Source organism: Candidatus Mycobacterium methanotrophicum, from assembly GCF_023515995.1.
GTDB classification, from domain to species: domain Bacteria; phylum Actinomycetota; class Actinomycetes; order Mycobacteriales; family Mycobacteriaceae; genus Mycobacterium; species Mycobacterium methanotrophicum.
Genome location: NZ_CP097320.1, coordinates 912,258 through 928,757, shown reverse-complemented (window position 1 = coordinate 928,757; position 16,500 = coordinate 912,258). Strand labels below are relative to the sequence as shown.

Annotated in this window: 20 protein-coding genes and 1 pseudogene; 6 read left to right on the top strand and 15 right to left on the bottom strand. The window is 63.3% G+C overall.

Annotated features, from left to right (window positions below):
- Window positions 1-271: 271 nt before the first annotated feature.
- Together M5I08_RS05050 and nrdF are read right to left on the bottom strand one after the other, a co-directional pair.
- Complete coding sequence (locus tag M5I08_RS05050; protein WP_219066701.1) at window positions 272-817, bottom strand: hypothetical protein; 546 nt, start codon at window positions 815-817, stop codon at window positions 272-274.
- A gap of 14 nt (window positions 818-831) precedes the next feature.
- Window positions 832-1,806 (bottom strand): class 1b ribonucleoside-diphosphate reductase subunit beta, encoded by a 975-nt coding sequence (nrdF, locus tag M5I08_RS05045; RefSeq protein ID WP_219066702.1) that lies wholly within the window; start codon window positions 1,804-1,806, stop codon window positions 832-834.
- Window positions 1,807-1,965: 159 nt separating this feature from the next.
- On the opposite strand from nrdF, the gene M5I08_RS05040 reads away from it, so the two are divergent.
- Window positions 1,966-2,412: an SRPBCC family protein gene (locus M5I08_RS05040; protein WP_219066703.1), complete on the top strand. Its 447-nt coding sequence runs from the start codon at window positions 1,966-1,968 to the stop codon at window positions 2,410-2,412.
- Window positions 2,396-2,935 (top strand): TetR/AcrR family transcriptional regulator, encoded by a 540-nt coding sequence (locus tag M5I08_RS05035; protein WP_219066704.1) that lies wholly within the window; start codon window positions 2,396-2,398, stop codon window positions 2,933-2,935. The genes M5I08_RS05040 and M5I08_RS05035 overlap by 17 nt, the downstream gene beginning before the upstream one ends.
- Here the strand turns inward: M5I08_RS05035 and M5I08_RS05030 are convergent.
- The 9 genes and pseudogenes from M5I08_RS05030 to M5I08_RS04990 all read right to left on the bottom strand — a co-directional run bounded on the left by M5I08_RS05030 (window position 2,925) and on the right by M5I08_RS04990 (window position 10,376).
- A complete protein-coding gene (locus tag M5I08_RS05030; protein WP_219066705.1) occupies window positions 2,925-4,475 on the bottom strand; it encodes a flavin-containing monooxygenase in 1,551 nt (516 codons plus the stop codon). The two genes, M5I08_RS05035 and M5I08_RS05030, sit on opposite strands and share 11 nt — an antisense overlap.
- 101 nt (window positions 4,476-4,576) lie before the next feature.
- Window positions 4,577-5,317 (bottom strand): TetR/AcrR family transcriptional regulator, encoded by a 741-nt coding sequence (locus M5I08_RS05025; RefSeq protein ID WP_219066746.1) that lies wholly within the window; start codon window positions 5,315-5,317, stop codon window positions 4,577-4,579.
- Window positions 5,318-5,453: 136 nt separating this feature from the next.
- The gene (nrdE, locus tag M5I08_RS05020; RefSeq protein WP_370328577.1) at window positions 5,454-7,634 is read right to left on the bottom strand and encodes a class 1b ribonucleoside-diphosphate reductase subunit alpha; all 2,181 of its coding nucleotides are present in this window, start codon (window positions 7,632-7,634) and stop codon (window positions 5,454-5,456) included.
- The gene (gene nrdI / locus M5I08_RS05015; RefSeq protein ID WP_219066706.1) at window positions 7,601-8,050 is read right to left on the bottom strand and encodes a class Ib ribonucleoside-diphosphate reductase assembly flavoprotein NrdI; all 450 of its coding nucleotides are present in this window, start codon (window positions 8,048-8,050) and stop codon (window positions 7,601-7,603) included. The genes nrdE and nrdI overlap by 34 nt, the downstream gene beginning before the upstream one ends.
- Window positions 8,051-8,085: 35 nt before the next feature.
- Entirely contained in the window at window positions 8,086-8,325 is a 240-nt protein-coding gene (locus M5I08_RS05010) for a redoxin NrdH (protein WP_219066707.1), read from the bottom strand.
- A gap of 401 nt (window positions 8,326-8,726) precedes the next feature.
- Window positions 8,727-9,191 (bottom strand): NAD(P)H-dependent oxidoreductase, encoded by a 465-nt coding sequence (locus M5I08_RS05005; protein ID WP_370328576.1) that lies wholly within the window; start codon window positions 9,189-9,191, stop codon window positions 8,727-8,729.
- Window positions 9,136-9,570, bottom strand: a pseudogene (locus tag M5I08_RS05000) (maleylpyruvate isomerase family mycothiol-dependent enzyme); the annotation flags it as partial. The gene M5I08_RS05005 and the pseudogene M5I08_RS05000, both read right to left, overlap by 56 nt.
- 37 nt (window positions 9,571-9,607) lie before the next feature.
- Complete coding sequence (locus M5I08_RS04995) at window positions 9,608-9,985, bottom strand: hypothetical protein (RefSeq protein ID WP_219066709.1); 378 nt, start codon at window positions 9,983-9,985, stop codon at window positions 9,608-9,610.
- Between the two features lie 25 nt (window positions 9,986-10,010).
- Window positions 10,011-10,376: a hypothetical protein gene (locus tag M5I08_RS04990; protein ID WP_219066710.1), complete on the bottom strand. Its 366-nt coding sequence runs from the start codon at window positions 10,374-10,376 to the stop codon at window positions 10,011-10,013.
- Between the two features lie 249 nt (window positions 10,377-10,625).
- Here M5I08_RS04990 and M5I08_RS26580 point away from each other — a divergent pair, with 249 nt between their 5' ends.
- Both M5I08_RS26580 and M5I08_RS26575 read left to right on the top strand, forming a co-directional pair.
- Window positions 10,626-10,805: a hypothetical protein gene (locus M5I08_RS26580; protein ID WP_219066712.1), complete on the top strand. Its 180-nt coding sequence runs from the start codon at window positions 10,626-10,628 to the stop codon at window positions 10,803-10,805.
- Between the two features lie 48 nt (window positions 10,806-10,853).
- Window positions 10,854-11,471 (top strand): trypsin-like peptidase domain-containing protein, encoded by a 618-nt coding sequence (locus M5I08_RS26575; protein ID WP_219066713.1) that lies wholly within the window; start codon window positions 10,854-10,856, stop codon window positions 11,469-11,471.
- On the opposite strand, the gene M5I08_RS04980 is transcribed toward M5I08_RS26575, so the two are convergent.
- Together M5I08_RS04980 and M5I08_RS04975 are read right to left on the bottom strand one after the other, a co-directional pair.
- Window positions 11,445-11,855 (bottom strand): hypothetical protein, encoded by a 411-nt coding sequence (locus M5I08_RS04980; protein WP_249763133.1) that lies wholly within the window; start codon window positions 11,853-11,855, stop codon window positions 11,445-11,447. The two genes, M5I08_RS26575 and M5I08_RS04980, sit on opposite strands and share 27 nt — an antisense overlap.
- Before the next feature lie 58 nt (window positions 11,856-11,913).
- Complete coding sequence (locus tag M5I08_RS04975; protein ID WP_249763132.1) at window positions 11,914-12,846, bottom strand: TetR/AcrR family transcriptional regulator; 933 nt, start codon at window positions 12,844-12,846, stop codon at window positions 11,914-11,916.
- A 13-nt stretch (window positions 12,847-12,859) separates the two neighbouring features.
- Here M5I08_RS04975 and M5I08_RS04970 point away from each other — a divergent pair, with 13 nt between their 5' ends.
- Window positions 12,860-13,105 (top strand): hypothetical protein, encoded by a 246-nt coding sequence (locus tag M5I08_RS04970; protein ID WP_219066716.1) that lies wholly within the window; start codon window positions 12,860-12,862, stop codon window positions 13,103-13,105.
- 195 nt (window positions 13,106-13,300) lie between these two features.
- On the opposite strand, the gene M5I08_RS04965 is transcribed toward M5I08_RS04970, so the two are convergent.
- Both M5I08_RS04965 and M5I08_RS04960 read right to left on the bottom strand, forming a co-directional pair.
- Window positions 13,301-14,170 carry an SDR family oxidoreductase gene (locus M5I08_RS04965; RefSeq protein ID WP_219066717.1) on the bottom strand — a complete coding sequence of 290 codons (870 nt, stop codon included), beginning with the start codon at window positions 14,168-14,170 and terminating at the stop codon, window positions 13,301-13,303.
- 27 nt (window positions 14,171-14,197) lie between these two features.
- On the bottom strand, window positions 14,198-14,857 hold the full coding sequence (locus tag M5I08_RS04960) for a TetR/AcrR family transcriptional regulator (protein ID WP_219066718.1): 660 nt from the start codon (window positions 14,855-14,857) through the stop codon (window positions 14,198-14,200).
- Window positions 14,858-15,010: 153 nt separating this feature from the next.
- Between M5I08_RS04960 and M5I08_RS04955 the strand changes: the two genes are divergently transcribed.
- Complete coding sequence (locus M5I08_RS04955; RefSeq protein WP_219066719.1) at window positions 15,011-16,492, top strand: cytochrome P450; 1,482 nt, start codon at window positions 15,011-15,013, stop codon at window positions 16,490-16,492.
- Window positions 16,493-16,500 lie beyond the last annotated feature (8 nt).

Below are 16,500 nucleotides of genomic sequence, written 5' to 3'. Positions count from 1 at the left end.
GTAGAAGACGGTGTTATCGCCACCTCCTAAGTGTCACGAAAGGTGAGTCCCCGGCGCCAGTGTGGCGGCGCATCATGCGCACAATTCATGCTCCGTTCATTTCACAGGCCCGCCCGCCGCCTCCCGCGGCCGGTGTCGTCGGCGAAAGTGATTAGCATTCTTAGGCTTTCGAGTGCAGCCGCGGCGGCGGGACTGCGAATACCAGGCGTCGATGGTGTCCGGCGCACCGAGAGTTCATGCGTGCGAGAAGCGGCGACGCCGGCAGCCCCGCCTAGTCGGGCCCCCCGGCGAGCAGCGCGGCATTGCGCTGGATACGCCGCGTGCGGACCGACGAGACGGGCAGCAGGATCGCAGCCAGCACCGCAACTACCACGAAGGGCAGCCTGTCGTTGTGGAACCCGACAGCACCAGCGATGCTGCCGGCGATGAGGACACCAAACGTGACCCAGGTCCATATCTCTGCGTGCTTGAGTTGATCGGGCGTCTTGTTGCGAAGATAGATTTTGCCGAGCCGCGTTGCCGACGCCCGCACATCGGGATCGGCAGGCGCGACGCCCCGCAAGACCCCGTTAATCGCATCGGAAAGTCCCGATTGGTCGAGTCCGGCTACCGCTTCTTGAGCCGCTCGGTGCATGCCTTGCGTCGTAGCCGTCAAATATCCGCCAAGGGCGGCACCGAAGAAGATCGCTGAAAGGAAGGAGCTTTCGAACTCATAGCTCGACTGCAGGCTGGTAAACACACCCCAGCCCACGGCAGAGATAAACCCCCACACCACAAATCGCAGCCACCCGGGTTGCAGGATCAGTCGAATGCCCACCAGTACCCCGTGGTCTAAAAGTTCCAGTCTTCGTCTTCGGTGACGACGGCTTTGCCGATCACGTACGACGATCCGGAGCCCGAGAAGAAGTCGTGGTTTTCGTCGGCATTGGGTGACAGCGCGGACAGGATGGCCGGGTTGACGTCGGTCTCGTCGCGCGGGAACAACGCCTCGTAGCCGAGATTCATCAGTGCCTTGTTTGCGTTGTAGCGCAGGAACTTCTTGACGTCCTCGGTCAGCCCGACTTCGTCGTAAAGATCCTGGGTGTACTCCACCTCGTTGTCGTAAAGCTCGAAAAGCAGCTCGTAGGTGTAGTCCTTCAGCTCGGCCTGCTTGGCAACGTCCTGCAGCGCCAGCCCGCGCTGGAATTTGTACCCGATGTAATAGCCGTGCACGGCTTCGTCGCGGATGATCAGCCGGATCATGTCGGCAGTGTTGGTCAGCTTGGCCCGGCTCGACCAGTACATCGGCAGGTAGAAGCCGGAGTAGAACAGGAAGCTTTCCAATAGCGTGGAGGCCACTTTGCGCTTGAGCGGCTCGTCGCCGCGGTAGTACTGCATCACGATCTCGGCCTTGCGCTGCAAGTTGGGGTTCTCCCCCGACCAGCGGAAGGCGTCGTCGATCTCGGCAGTGGAGCACAGTGTGGAGAAGATGGAGCTGTAGCTCTTGGCGTGCACCGACTCCATGAAGGCGATGTTGGTGTAGACCGCCTCTTCGTGCGGCGTCAACGCGTCGGGAATCAGGCTGACCGCCCCGACAGTGCCCTGGATGGTGTCCAGCAAAGTCAGCCCGGTGAACACCCGCATGGTCAGTTGCTTCTCGTGGTCGGTCAGCGTGCCCCACGACGGGATGTCATTGGACACCGGCACCTTTTCGGGCAACCAGAAGTTGCCGGTCAGCCGCTCCCAGACCTCGGCGTCCTTTTCGTCGTGCACACGGTTCCAATTGATTGCCGAAACCCGGTCGATCAGCTTCAGTTTTTCGGTCACCAGAACCCCACTTCACCAGGACGGGTATTCGAGCATGCTCAGACTTCAAACACTACCCCTGGGGTGCGACAAGACGAGGTAGCACAAGACCTTGTGTTCGCGTGTCGCCGCGCCCCGAACCACTGTTCAGCACCAGACGCTGGATGTACCATTTGGTACATGTTTACCGAAGACAGTGTTGGGATCGACGCGCCGCCACACCTGGTGTGGCAGGTCTTCAGCGACGTCGAACGCTGGCCCGAGTGGACCGCGTCGGTGACTTCCTTGGTCGGCTTGGATGGCGCAGGCCTCGCCGTCGGCAGACGGTTCGCGATTAAGCAGCCCGGCATGTCGAAGCTGGTGTGGAAGGTCACCGAGCTTGAACCGGGCTCATCCTGGACGTGGGTGGGGCGCTCTCCCGGCGCGCGAGTGACTGCCTGCCACGACGTCATCGCCAAACCTGGCGGCCGCACCCTGGTGCGCCAACAAATCGACCTGCGCGGCTTACTCGGTTCTCTCGTCGGGCGGCTGATGGTCAAGAAGACCAGGCGCTTCCTCGAACTCGAGGCCCAAGGGCTCAAGGCTCGCTCTGAGCGGCTCAGCCGGGCCGATGATTCGCACTCCTGACTCACACCGGCGCCGCCAACTCTTCGACGCGCTCGTCGAGGAGTTCGCAGCGGGCGGCGTCGGCGGGCGGTCGCTGCGCGACGTCGCCGAAGCAGTCGGCACCAGCCACCGAATGCTGTTGCACCACTTCGGGTCTCGAGAGGACCTGTTGGTCGCGATTATTGAGGAGGTCGAACGCCGCCAGAAGGGGCTGCTCTCCGAATTGCCCACGAGCCCGGCCGAAGGCTTCGCCGCTATGTGGGCCGACGTTCGACGCCCAGAGCTGCGCCAGTTGGAACGGCTCTTCTTCGAGTGCTACTCGCGGGCGACCCAGGGCGAAAAGCCTTTCACGCGTATGGTTCCCAACGCGGTCAACGGCTGGCTGGCCGAGGTCGCGGCCGCCGCCGGCGATGAATACGATCCCGCGATGGCACGGCTCGGGCTGGCCGTCGTGCGCGGCCTGCTGCTGGACCTGGTCGCCACTGACGACGAGGCCGGCGTGGACGCTGCTGCCAGTGCCTTCACCGATCTGCTCAGGCGCTGACTTTCTGGCGATTTGCCGGCGAGCCGCTGCCCACCCCGAAGAACCGGTATTCCGCGGGTTTGAGCGAGCGAGTCGAGCGCCAGTACTGCCACGTCATGCCGCTCCACAGCGTTCGGTTGACACCGTGCTCGTCGAGGTACCAACTGCTGCAACCACCGGTGTTCCACACCGAGCCGGCCAGCTTGTCCTGCAGCTCGGCGTTGAACCGGTCCTGAGCCGAGCGGCTGGGCGCCAGCGCCTGCGCGCCGGCCTTGTCGACCGCGGCTATCGCCTCGGCCACATAGTGGATCTGCGACTCGATCATGAAGACCACCGAAGTATGACCGAGGCCGGTGTTCGGTCCGAGGAGGAAGAACAAGTTGGGCATGTCGGCCACGGCGATGCCGCGATGCGCCACCACCCCTTCCCGGTTCCAGCGGTCCACCAGATCCTCGCCGCGCGGGCCCTTGATATCGACGTAGGTGTAGGAGTCGGTGACGTGGAATCCGGTCGCGTACACGATGACGTCGACCGCGTGCTCGACACCGTCGTCGGTGAGGATGCCGTCGGGGGTGATGCGGGTGATCCGCTCGGTGATCAGCGTCGTCTTGGGATCCGCCACCGCCTGGTAGTAGTCGGGGGCGTAGAGGATTCGTTTGCAGCCGGCACGGTAGCGCGGTGTCAGCCTGCGGCGCAGGTCCTTGTCGCGAACGTTGCGGCGGATGTTCCACTTGCCGACCAATTCGACAGCACGTAGCAGGCTCGGGCGCCGAGTCATCGCGTAGCCCAAGCCTTCGAGTCCCCAGTAGATCCCAGACCGCACCGCCAGCCGAAGACCGGGCACGTTGGCGAACGCCCAGCGCAACCGATCCGAGAACGGACCGTTCGGCCGCGGCACCACCCATGGCGGAGTGCGCTGGTACAGCTGCACCCCGACCACGCCGGCCTCGCGCACCAGCTCAGGCACAATCTGGATGGCGCTTGCCCCGGTCCCGATCACCGCCACCCGCTTGCCGGCCAGGTCGACACTGTGGTCCCACTGCGCGGAATGGAAAGCGGCGCCGCGGAATTCGTCCATACCCCCGATGTCCGGAAGCCGCGGGATATGCAGCGCACCGGCGCCCGAGATCAGGTACTGGGTCACGTACTCCTGCCCGGACTCGGTGAACACGTGCCAGCGATATTCGCTGTCGTCCCAGTGCGCGCGGTTCACCAGCGACCCGAACCGGATGTAACGGCGCAGCCCGTACTTGTCGGTGACGCCTCTGAGGTAGTCCCAGATCTCCGGTTGCGGGGAGAACAGCTTGCTCCAGGTGGCCTTCGGTTCGAAGGAGAACGAGTACAGGTGCGAGGGCACGTCGCAGGCGCAGCCGGGATAACTGTTGTCTCGCCAGGTGCCGCCGACGTCGTCGGCCTTCTCCAGAATGATGAAGTCCACACCCTGGCGCTGCAGCGCGATCGCCATCCCGAGCCCGGAGAAACCCGTTCCGATGATGACGGCACGGGTATGCACCGGCGGGGCCTGCGCTTCGGGCTGGGTCGTCGACTCGGCAACACTCATCTCAGTCTTTCTTTCCGTCTTTCTTTCCGTTTACCCGGTACCGATGGTACCGCAACGTGGTGTCGACGGCTGCGGCGAGGTCAACGCCGCGCCGCCGATGCTCAGCTCGCCGCAGAATTGCGCGGCACCGCGTTATGGATGGGCTGGTCGGGGTCCATTTTGATACCGAGCAGCTCGGCGGTCCCGACGATGACGCCCAGCATGATCGTGGTGAGGTGCTCGACGAACGTGTCGCGGGCCATCCGTCGCGGGCTGTCCGGGTCCGATCCCAGCCACCAATCGGTGGCCGCCGCGGCCGAACCGAATGCGGCAAAGGCGGTTAGTTCGAACGCGGCGGGGTCGAGGTCCATCTCGCGCAGCTCGTTGCTGAACATCTCGGCCATCGCCAGGGTGATCTCCCGGCCCTCGTTCAGCGTCCGCATCGTCGACTCGGACTGCTCCGGAAAGCGGCCCTGGATGAAAAACCGCAGCACGTTGGGATGCTCGTCGACCAGGTTGACGTACTCCTGTGCGCTACGGTGGATGATCTCGCGAACCGTGTTGGTGCCGAAGTCGATCGACGGGAACACCGCCGCCCACAGCATGTCGCGCAGCCGCTCCCCGATCGCCTGGAACAAGTCGGATTTGTCGGTGAAATGCCGGTAGATCTTGGGTTTGGCGGTGCCGGCTTCTTCGGCGATCTCGCGGACGGAAAGGTCGGACCCCAACCGGTCGATGGCGCGAAACGCCGCCGCGACGATCTCACCGCGCACCTTCTTGCGGTGTTCGCGCCAGCGTTCGCTGCGCGCGTCCACCTTGACCCCGGGCTTCGCGCTGGGGTGGGGCCGAGGAGGTCGGGGGATTCTGACCACGTCAAGCACCATACCTCTTTGCGCTAGCTGACCTGGGCAGACTGACCGCCGAGCGGCCAGTTATGGCACGTAGAACGCCGAGTTGTGTGCGCTAAGTGGCCACTCGGCGGGAAGCGGCCCGCCGGCCCTAGAGCGCGCAGGACACGCAGCCCTCGACCTCGGTTCCTTCCAGGGCCATCTGGCGTAGCCGGATGTAGTACAGCGTCTTGATGCCCTTGCGCCAGGCGTAGATCTGCGCCTTGTTCACGTCGCGCGTGGTCGCGGTGTCCATGAAGAACAGCGTCAACGAAAGCCCTTGATCCACATGCTGGGTGGCCGCGGCATAGGTGTCGACGATCTTCTCGTAGCCGATCTCGTAGGCGTCCTGGTAGTACTCCAGGTTGTCGTTGGTCATGTAGGGCGCCGGGTAGTAGACGCGGCCGATCTTGCCTTCCTTGCGGATCTCGACCTTGGACACGATCGGGTGGATCGAGCTCGTCGAGTGGTTGATGTAGGAGATCGATCCGGTCGGCGGCACCGCCTGCAGATTCTGGTTGTAGATGCCGTGCGCGGCCACCGACTCCTTCAGTCTGCGCCAGTCGTCTTGGTCCGGGATGCGGATCGCTGCCTCGGCGAAAAGCTGACGCACCTTCTCGGTCTTGGGTGCCCAGACCTGGTCGGTGTACTTGTCGAAGAACTCCCCCGACGCGTATTTGGACCGCTCGAAGCCTTTGAACCGCGTGCCTCTCTCAATGGCAATGCGATTCGACGCCCGCAGCGCATGGTAGAGCACCGTGTAGAAGTAGACGTTGGTGAAGTCGATGCCCTCCTGCGAGCCGTAGAAGATGCGTTCGCGGGCCAGATAGCCGTGCAGGTTCATCTGCCCGAGCCCGATCGCGTGCGAGTCGTTGTTGCCCTGCTCGATCGAGGGCACCGACCAGATGTGGGTCTGGTCGCTCACCGCCGTCAGCGCCCGGATGGCGACCTCGATGGTCTGCGCGAAGTCCGGCGAATCCATCGCCTTGGCGATGTTCAGCGAACCCAGGTTGCACGAAATATCTTTGCCCACTTTGGCATAGGTGAGATCCTCGTTGAACAACGACGGCGTGGACACCTGCAGGATCTCCGAGCACAGGTTGGAGTGGGTGATCTTGCCCTCGATCGGGTTGGCCCGGTTCACTGTGTCCTCGAACATGATGTAGGGATAGCCGGACTCGAACTGCAGCTCGGCCAGCGTCTGAAAGAACTCGCGGGCCTTGACCTTGGTCTTGCGGATGCGCGCGTCGTCGACCATTTCGTAGTACTTCTCGGTGACCGAGATGTCGGCGAAGGGCACACCGTAGATGCGTTCAACGTCGTACGGCGAGAACAGGTACATGTCCTCGTTGTTCTTCGCCAGCTCGAAGGTGATGTCGGGAATCACCACGCCCAGGCTCAGCGTCTTGATCCGGATCTTCTCGTCGGCGTTTTCCCGCTTGGTGTCCAGGAAGCGGTAAATGTCCGGATGATGCGCGTGCAGGTAGACCGCGCCGGCGCCTTGGCGGGCGCCGAGCTGGTTGGCGTAAGAGAACGAATCCTCCAGCAGCTTCATGATCGGAATGACCCCGGAAGACTGGTTTTCGATGTTCTTGATCGGCGCGCCGTGCTCGCGAATGTTGGTCAGCAGCAACGCGACTCCGCCGCCGCGCTTGGACAGCTGCAATGCCGAGTTGATCGATCGCCCGATGGACTCCATATTGTCTTCGATGCGAAGCAAAAAGCACGAAACCGGCTCTCCCCGTTGCTTTTTGCCCGAGTTGAGGAACGTCGGGGTGGCCGGCTGGAACCGGCCGTCGATGATCTCGTCGACCAGCTTCTCGGCCAATCCGGCGTCACCGGCGGCCAGGGTGAGTGCGACCATGACGACCCGGTCTTCGAAGCGCTCCAGATACCGCTTGCCGTCGAACGTCTTCAGCGTGTAGGAGGTGTAGTACTTGAACGCGCCCAGGAAGGTCGGGAAGCGGAACTTCTTGGCGTACGCGCGGTCGAGCAAGGTCTTGACGAAGTTGCGCGAGTACTGGTCGAGAATCTCACGCTCGTAATAGTTTTCGCGAACCAGGTAGTCGAGCTTCTCGTCCTGATTGTGGAAGAAGACGGTGTTCTGGTTGACGTGCTGCAGGAAGTACTGATGTGCGGCTTCCCGATCCTTGTCGAACTGAATCTTGCCGTCGGCGTCGTACAGATTCAGCATCGCATTCAGGGCGTGGTAGTCCGTCTCGCCCAGCCCCGAAGACTGGGCTCCGTGCCCAACGGGCGTTACACGCTCTGCAGTTCCGGCGGTTGGTGGCACGTGTCGTCCTTCCAGAAGTCAGCTAGGCCCGCGCGGACGGCTTGCACGTCGTCCTCGGTTCCCATCAGTTCGAAGCGGTATAGATACGGAACGCCGCACTTGCGGGAGACCACGTTGCCCGCATAGGCGAATTCGGCGCCGAAGTTGTTGTTGCCCGCGGCGATGACGCCGCGGATCAACGACCGGTTGTGCTCGTTGTTCAGAAATGCGATGACCTGCTTGGGGACATAGCCACCATCGTTGATGCTCGGAGTCGCCCGGCCGCCACCGTAGGTCGGCAGTACCAGCACATACGGCCGGCCCACCTCGATACGGCCGTGCAGCGGTATCCGCGTCGCCGGAATACCCAGCTTCTTCACGAAGCGGTGGGTGTTCTCCGAGACGCTGGAGAAATACACCAGGTTGCAGGACGGCACCACGGTCTCCTCCTGTCCGCCCGCGCCGCTGCCGGCTACGCGCTCAGCAACGCACCGGCGAGCGCCTTGATCCGGTCCGGCCGAAAACCCGACCAGTGCTCGCTTCCGGCCACCACCACGGGCGCCTGCAGGTATCCCAGCGCCATCACGTAGTCGCGCGCCTCGGCGTCCAGGCTGATGTCGACCTTTTCGTAGGCGACGCCTTGCTTGTCCAGCGCCTTGTGCGTGGCGTTGCACTGCACACATGCCGGCTTGGTGTAGACGGTGACGCTCATCGGGACGACTCCTCTGTCGACGGTCGGGACTGGACACGGACGGGCAACTACTCAGGTCTTGCATGTGTACTGCTATTCAGCAGACCACCGCGCCGCAGAATTCCCATCTCGCCGTTTCGCTTCAGCCTGCGTGCGATGCCGGTTGGGGCGGCGCGGCCGACCTGGTGAACCTGCGGTCTGTCGGTGTCGCAAACACTACACCTAGTGGGTGACAATACGAAGGGATACAAGATGTTCTGAAAAACATTCATGAAATTCCCTGGTCGTAAGCCCCGACGCCGGTGCGGCTCCGGCGTGTCGTAGGTCACAAAATAACGTCGTGCCGGCCTCCACCCATCTCTACCGCCCGGCGCCGACGGCACCCGCCGGCGGATCCGCTCAGCAAACGATCCCGGGCCGCGTCAGCCCACTTCCGCGATCAGCTTGCCCACCGCCTCGCGCACATTGCCCGCCAGCTCCGCGTTCTCCCGCGGTGGCTGTCCGTTCAGCGATCCGAACGGCACCGACAGCTTGATCGCCTCGACGACGCGCGGGCCGGCGATCCCGAAGGACTTGCGTGTCTCGTCGTGCGCCCAGACGCCGCCGAAGCGGCCGAACGACCCGCCGATCACGGCCAGCGGCTTGTCCTTCAGCGCGCTGTTGCCGAACGGCCGCGAGAGCCAGTCGATCGCGTTCTTGATGACGGCCGGGATGCTGCCGTTGCATTCCGGGGTCACCACCAGAGCCGCATCGGCCTCGGCGGCGGCCGCCCGCAACGCGGTGACCGCGGCGGACACGTCGGCCTCGTTGTCGATGTCCTCGTTGTAGAACGGCAGCGCACCGAGCTGATCGAAGACAGTCACGCTGACGCTCAAACGCGAGGCCAAGGGGGATCCTGATGTCGCCGCCATGGATCAAGATATCGGTGAAAGGGGCCACCGGCCCGAACACCGGCGGACTCAACGGGTAATCGGCCCGCTCACGCAGCGTGGCAACGATTTCGGTGACCGGCATCATCTGCGCACGACGCCGTGCGAGCTCGTCTATCGCCCGGGCCAGACTGCCGCGCCGCAGGGCTCTCCTCATGGCCACCGAGAAACCTTCGCCGACAGAGCAGGCCAGCTGTGCGGCCACAGTCTTGACATCCCAGCCCGCACACAGGCTGGGCGTCGTCAACTCAGTGTCGCCCAAGCCGTCGATCAGCGTCGCAATCTGACGCCGCTCGCTGGCGACAGCAGCGACGACACGATCGTGGTCTACTCGCACGAGAATGACCTTATCGTCTAAGTTTAATTGCGGTTAGTTAGGAGACAAGCACTCGGCGCTGCCGGGCGAACGGTGCAAATTCGCGGCGGTTTCGCGTGAGCAAGTCGATGCCCATATCTTCAGCTTTTTCCAGCATTCGGAATGCTGTTTCGACGGTCATGTCACGATCAGGCTCGACGTCGCCGTGCTGGGCTTGCCGAGGCAGGAACTCGCGAATTTCGACCCGTGCCGTGCCTGTGCCGCCCGGCGGAGGATAGACAACAAATACGATCACCCAGCCGGGGTAGCGGCGCGACTTCTCCACCACCTCCCAGTACGGGTCCGTTGGGAGACAGACGATGGCGTGTTCAGCGCGGTCTTCTAACGCCATGCGCTGGCGCATGAACGTGGGATCTTTGAACAGCATCGCCACCATCCGCTGTGCGATGAGGCGATCCTCGTCAGTGGGCACGATGCCACCTATCCACTATCTGCTCCCAGTTCGTAATCAGATACTCGTACTGCATCTGATACGCGGTATCCACAATTCTCTCATCGCCGGGGCTTAGTTCGTATATCTTCACCCGATTCTCGGATCTGTGCTGGTAGAAGCGGTGCCGGTGGAGTTCGCTGTCGCAACAATCGACGCGCTCAAGCTCAAACCTTCCGGCGGTTGACTCCATCCATAGGCCGAGGCAGAACCACCTGATCTGGCCTCGGAACACTTTCACTCGTAGGAAGAGGTCTATGCGGAGGTCGCCGAGCGTTCCAATTTCGAATGTCACATGGTCATCGGAGAGATCCCCAAGCGGTTCATACCCGGCCATCGTTCGTCACCCTAGACTGCGCCGCAGCAGGCGGTGTACATCTTGGGGATGAGCGAGGTCGGTGACATGGTGCTCAGCGTCGATGGCCGCTGGATGATCCGGCCGCCCGAACAATGCGGCAACGATCACACGCTCGCGGGTCGCTGCATCGTCGCCGCGACGCCGTGCTCATGCGGCGACCGCGTGAGGGGCTAGCACGCGCACGCAGCGCCAGTTTCTGCACCGCGCCCACGGGTAGCCTCGGTCGATATGAGCGAAGAGTCCGAGATGCCGAGGGCTCACGAGAGCGTCGGCGGCTATGGTTTCTCGTTTGCGGAATCCGACACGATTGCCGTTGATGCGATCTCAGCGGACGTCCAGACGGCTGTCGTGCCGGTGATGTTCCGCCGCCGTGGCACCGACGTGACGACAGAAGGTACCGCGTTCTGAGTTGCGTCGCTCGGCGGCGGTGAAACGATCTTTGCGACGGCGGCCCACGTGGTCGAATGCCTTGAAGGTGCAGACGACGTCGAAGCGTTCGTCGTCCTGCCACGGGGCACGGACAGCGATGTGGCTCGACGCAATCTGCATGGGCACCGTATCAAACAACTCTCTCTCGCAAGCGGTTTCAGTGATGTGGCTTTGATCAAAGTCACCCTGGAAGGTGGGCCGTCGTCCGAAGAAATGCGACCACACCGCATCTCATTGGCCAGACCCGTTGTGGGGCAAAACTGTGTGGGACTCGGATACCCGCAGACGATGGGAGAACCATCCAGTTACAACATGACGGCGTCTCAGGGTGAAATCGAAGAAATTCATCACCGCCGCCGCGATAACGTGCTCAGCACGTATCCAAGTTTCAGAACGACCGGCAATTACCTGCCAAGTATGAGCGGCGGCCCAATTTTCGGGCAGAACGGCGACGTAATCGGCGTGAGTCATCTGGAGGAGCGTCGGCGATCAAGAGCGGGTCGAGATCGCGCGGGAGGGCCCGAACTGCTGGAACCTCGAATGCACCAGGTTCTCAGCGTCCACATAATGGCCCAGCGAGCCGCGTACGTGCCCTCGCTCGGGGTGAATTGCGAAGTGCTACACGGTCCGGCCAGGATCAGATAAGTCGCTTCCGGACTCTCCTCCGGCAGCAACGCGTGTCCCCAACCCGGCTCGTCTCGCTCGAGGCAGCCCCCGTTCTTCCCGGACTCGGATGATGTCGTCGATGGCTGTGCGCGCGTCGGTGAGCATCTTTTTGTCGATCCGCCTGCTGTACGCGTCACCAGGGTTGTAGTCCCGGGCATACCGGGTGATGACGTCGCCGCACCAGGCGGCGAGCACAGGAATGTGCGAGCAGAGGTTGCTGGTCGCGGTCTCTGCGGCTTGCCGCGCTTGCCGTTCACGTAACGATTCGCGGTCCCGCCATTTCTTGAAAGCGTCCTTGACGGTCAGCTCGCCTTCGACGACTTGATCAGCCAAATCGGGTGCCTTATCACGCAGTTCAGTCATCAAACGCTCTGCTTCCTCAGCTTGCGCTTTGCGGTCCTTCGCCTGCGCGTACGCCGAATCAAGCGCAACCACACCCGATTTCACCCCGTTGACCAAATCGGCCGCGTGCTGAATCACCGTGTTGGCTTGCGAGATACGGGCAGCGCTGATACCCCAGAGATGCGCGCGCTGTGATCGCAGCGGCCAGGGAACGTTTCGCGCGCCGGCGCGTGTCGCCAAGACCCACCATCAAATTGATCGCCAATGGGGCCATGACGTCTTGCAGTCCTTGGGAGTCGATGAAACCGGTCATCGCCAGCAGCACGAATCCGTGTGTGGCACTTAAGATCTGGGTGGCCGCAGGGGTGGGCTCCTGCGGTCGGATCCGGCCGGCTTCAATGACCCGCTCGACCGCACTGACCAGCACTGACAGTGCATCGACTCCTTCGGCGAGATGCCAAGGCGTGGCGCCATCACCTGAGAGCTTGTGGACTGCGGCAAGGTCGGAAAGACCAAACAGCAACCGGTACAGCTGCGGGTTTTGCATCGCGAATTCGCCGTAGGCCAATCCGCCAGCGATGAGATCAGCCATCGGGTCTTCGGTCTGGGGTACCCCGCGAGTGTGCTCGGCGAAGCGCGCAAGCCCCTCACGCATCACCGCTTCGATGACCTTGGGCATGCCCCCAAAATGCGTGTACACCGCCATCGTCGACGCGCCGATCTCGCCCGCCAGTGTTCGCGCTTGAATCGCGGCCGGTCCGTCTCTTTCGAGGACGGCCAAGGCCGCGGCCACGAGGCGGTTTCGTGCGCTCAACGAAGTGTCGGTCGAAGGCATCATTGACATGATGCCATAACAGCAGTTATGTTCCTGACGAGGAATAACAACTGTTATTTTCACGCATGCCGACCACTGGTTCCAGTCGCGAAGGACGGACATGGCTGCTGAAACGCCCGTATACCGACGGCTGATCGCCGGCGTCGGCGGCGCACTGCTCATCGCGTCACTTTTCATGCCCTGGGCAGGTGTGGGCGGCGTCCACCAAGCCGGTTGGCAGTTCAACACAGTGGCCGCCGTGCTGTTCCTGGTCGCTGGCGTATTCGGGATCGCCACGGCGTTCACCGGCGGACAGTACGGCGTGGGCCGCCCTGATCTATCGCTCATCGCCGCAACCGACTTACTCAACACCACCTCAATGTTGCTGCTCGCCTGGCTAATTCCCTTTGACTTCCCCGAACACGCTACCCGCAGCCCGGCGTCTTCTGTGCGCTGATCGCAGCCGGGATAACCGCCTTCGCCGTCGCCGACTACCGCCCTTTGCGGGGAGCGCCGTGGTTTCCACGCATCAACGCCAGCCAACCAGCCCGCGCGGTTGCCCGCCCCGCCAACCACCACACGCAGTGACGCCATGAGGACGCCTGGCGCGAAAGGTAACGCTCCGGGGTCCGGCCAGCCGGGCAACTCGGAGTCAGCGCGACACCGGGGATGGCCGCAACGCCCTGGCGAACAGCACGTTGACTTGGCGCATCACCACGCTGTAGGGCCACCACGCGACTCGTTTGAACGCGTACAGCGCCCGGATGTCGGCCGAGGTGTAGATCAAAAACCGATTCTTGGCGACGCCGGCCAGGATCTTGTCGGCGGCTTTTTCCGGCGACACCGCGTGGCCGCTGAAACGGCCCACCCAGCGACTGACTCCGGGATCATCGCGATCGACGCCGGCGATCTCGACGGTATCGACCAGCGGCGTGTTGACCGCGCCGGGAACAACCACCGACACCCCGATGTGGTGGCGGGCCAAGTCGAAGCGCAGCACCTCGGACAATCCGCGCAACCCGAATTTGCTTGCGCTGTAAGCGGCATGCCAGGGCAGCCCGATCAGCCCGGCGGCCGAGGACACGTTGACCAGATGACCGCCCCGGCGGGCCGCCACCATCGGCGGCAGGAAGCTCTCGATGACGTGAATCGGGCCCATCAGGTTGATCGCGACCATCCTGGTCCACTGCTCGTGGGTCAGTCGATCGACGGTTCCCCACGCCGAAACTCCGGCGATGTTCATGACGATGTCCATGCTCGGGTGCTTGGTGTGGATGTCGGCGGCAAATGAGGCGACCTCGTCATAGTTGGAAATGTCGAGCGCCCGGAATTCAGCCACCCGTGCGCCCAGCGCGCGAGCATCGGCCACGGTCTTCGCCAGCCCGTCGGCGTCGCGGTCGGTCAGATAGAGCTCGGCACCGTGGCCGGCGAGCCGCAATGCCGTCGCACGGCCAATACCGCTGGCCGCACCGGTGAGAAAACACCGCGTACCCGCGAACCTGGAAGGAATCGTCTTCGCCATGGGGTGAGACGATACCGACGGTAACGATCAGCGGTCGGCCGAGCCGCCCCACAGCGCGTTGAGCCACAACGCCTCGAGCACCCGCACGCCCCGCTGCATGTCGCGGTCGGCCCCCAGGAAGGCGGTGTCGCCGGTGAGCATCTGCGCAGTGGTGGCCGCCAGTGTGCGCACCAGGGCCGGGATGTCGTCGCTGATGGGGTGGGCGGTGCCGGCCCGCAGCTCGTCCTCGACGACGCCGAGGATCTGCTCGATCACGTTGTCGACCTGCTGGTCGAGAATGTCGCGTATTTCGGCGTCGGTGCTGCGCGCGGCGTTGCATGCCGACATCACTGGGTCATTGTGCGCATAGACCGCGGCGGCGCTGCCGACCATCCGCTTGGCGAACGCGGCCGGCGATTCGTCCGGCCCGCGGGGCGCGAAGTACTGCGTCAGCTCTTCGAGTTCATGGGTGGCCTCGGCGAGGATCTGGGCCAGCACGGCGTATTTCGAGTCGAAGTAGAAGTAGAAGCCGGAACGGGCTACCCCCGCGCGGTCGCTGATGGTGCTCACCGACAACTGGGCGAACGGCTTTTCCTCGAGCAGCTCGCGCACCGCCTCCACGATGGCGTGTCGCTGCCGATCGCCCCGTCGTCTGGTAGTGGTGGCCGCCTGGTCGTGGTCGGCTCCACCGCGAATGTCCTGCTGCATATGCACACTTCGACCTTGCACCACGCCGCGCCCAAAAGGAAACTTGACAGTCGTCAAATCGCGCCGAAGGATGGCGGTTGGTGACGTCCGCCACAGGGCCGGTCAAGGCCGGTCTCCCCCGTCTGCGCAGGCGTCGCGGGAGGAACGTCAGAGATGTCAAAGGCCACCATCAGCGCCCCGCAGTACCTGCTGGACCAGGCGAAGCGCCGACTGGTACCGACGGTGAACACGATTCCCGGTATGGGCTTGATCGAGAATCGCCTGCTCACCGTCGACTGGAAGCAGCGCCCGCTGGCTGAGCCACCGCCGGGCAGCGGGCTCAAGCCAGTGATGGGCGATTCGGGGTTGCCGATCCTCGGCCACATCATCGAGATGTTCCGCGAGGGACCGGGCTTCCCGCTACACCTCTACGACACCCGCGGCCCGGTGTTTTTTGCCGATTCGCCGATCCTGCCGTCGATCGTCGCAATCGGTCCGGACGCCACGCAGGCGATCTTCTCCAACCGCAACAAGGACTATTCGCAGAAGGGCTGGCATCCGGTGATCGGCCCGTTCTTCGGCCGGGGTTTGATGATGCTCGACTTCGACGAGCACATGTATCACCGGCGCATCATGCAGGAGGCGTTCACCTGTTCGCGGCTGACGGGCTACGTCGCCCACATCGACCGGGTGGCCACGGCTGGGGTGGCCGACTGGCCGACCAACGACGCACGCTTCCTGTTCCATCCCGCAATGAAGAAGCTCACCCTCGACATCGCCTCGGTCGTATTCATGGGCCATGACCCCGGCGCCGACCACGACCTTGTCACCACGGTGAATCAGGCGTTCACCACGACCACCCGGGCTGGCGGGGCAATCATCCGGACCAGCGTCCCGCCGTTCAAATGGTGGCAGGGACTGCAAGCTCGCAAGGTGCTCGAGGATTACTTCACCGAGCGGGTCAAGGAACGCCGCAATGCCAAGGGCACCGACATGTTGACTGTGTTGTGCCACACCGAGGACGACGACGGCAACAGCTTCACCGATGAAGACATCGTCAACCACATGATCTTCTTGATGATGGCTGCTCACGACACCTCGACCTCGACGACAACAACGATGGCCTACAACCTGGCGGCCAACCCCGAGTGGCAGGACCGGTGCCGTGACGAGTCGGACCGTCTCGGCGACGGCCCGCTGGACATCGAGTCACTGAAGAAGCTGGAATCTCTGGATCTGGCGATGGACGAGTCACTGCGGCTCGTTACGCCGCTGCCGTTCAATATGCGCCAGACCGTGCGGGACACCGACTTGCTGGGCTACCACGTGCCGAAGGGAACCAATGTTGTGACCTGGCCCGGCACGAACCACTGGATGCCGGAGCTATGGACCGATCCGATGAAGTTCGACCCGGAGCGGTTCGCCGAGCCCCGGGCCGAGCACAAGAAGCACCGTTACGCGTTCGCGCCGTTCGGCGGCGGCGCACACAAGTGCATCGGGATGGTGTTCGGCCGCTTGGAGGTCAAGACCGTCGTTCACCGGCTATTGCGCCGCTACCGTCTCGAGCTGCCCCGTCCCGGATATCGGCCGCGCTGGGACTACGGCGGCATGCCGATCCCGATGGACGGGATGCCGATCGTGCTGCGCCCGCTGTAACAGGGGTC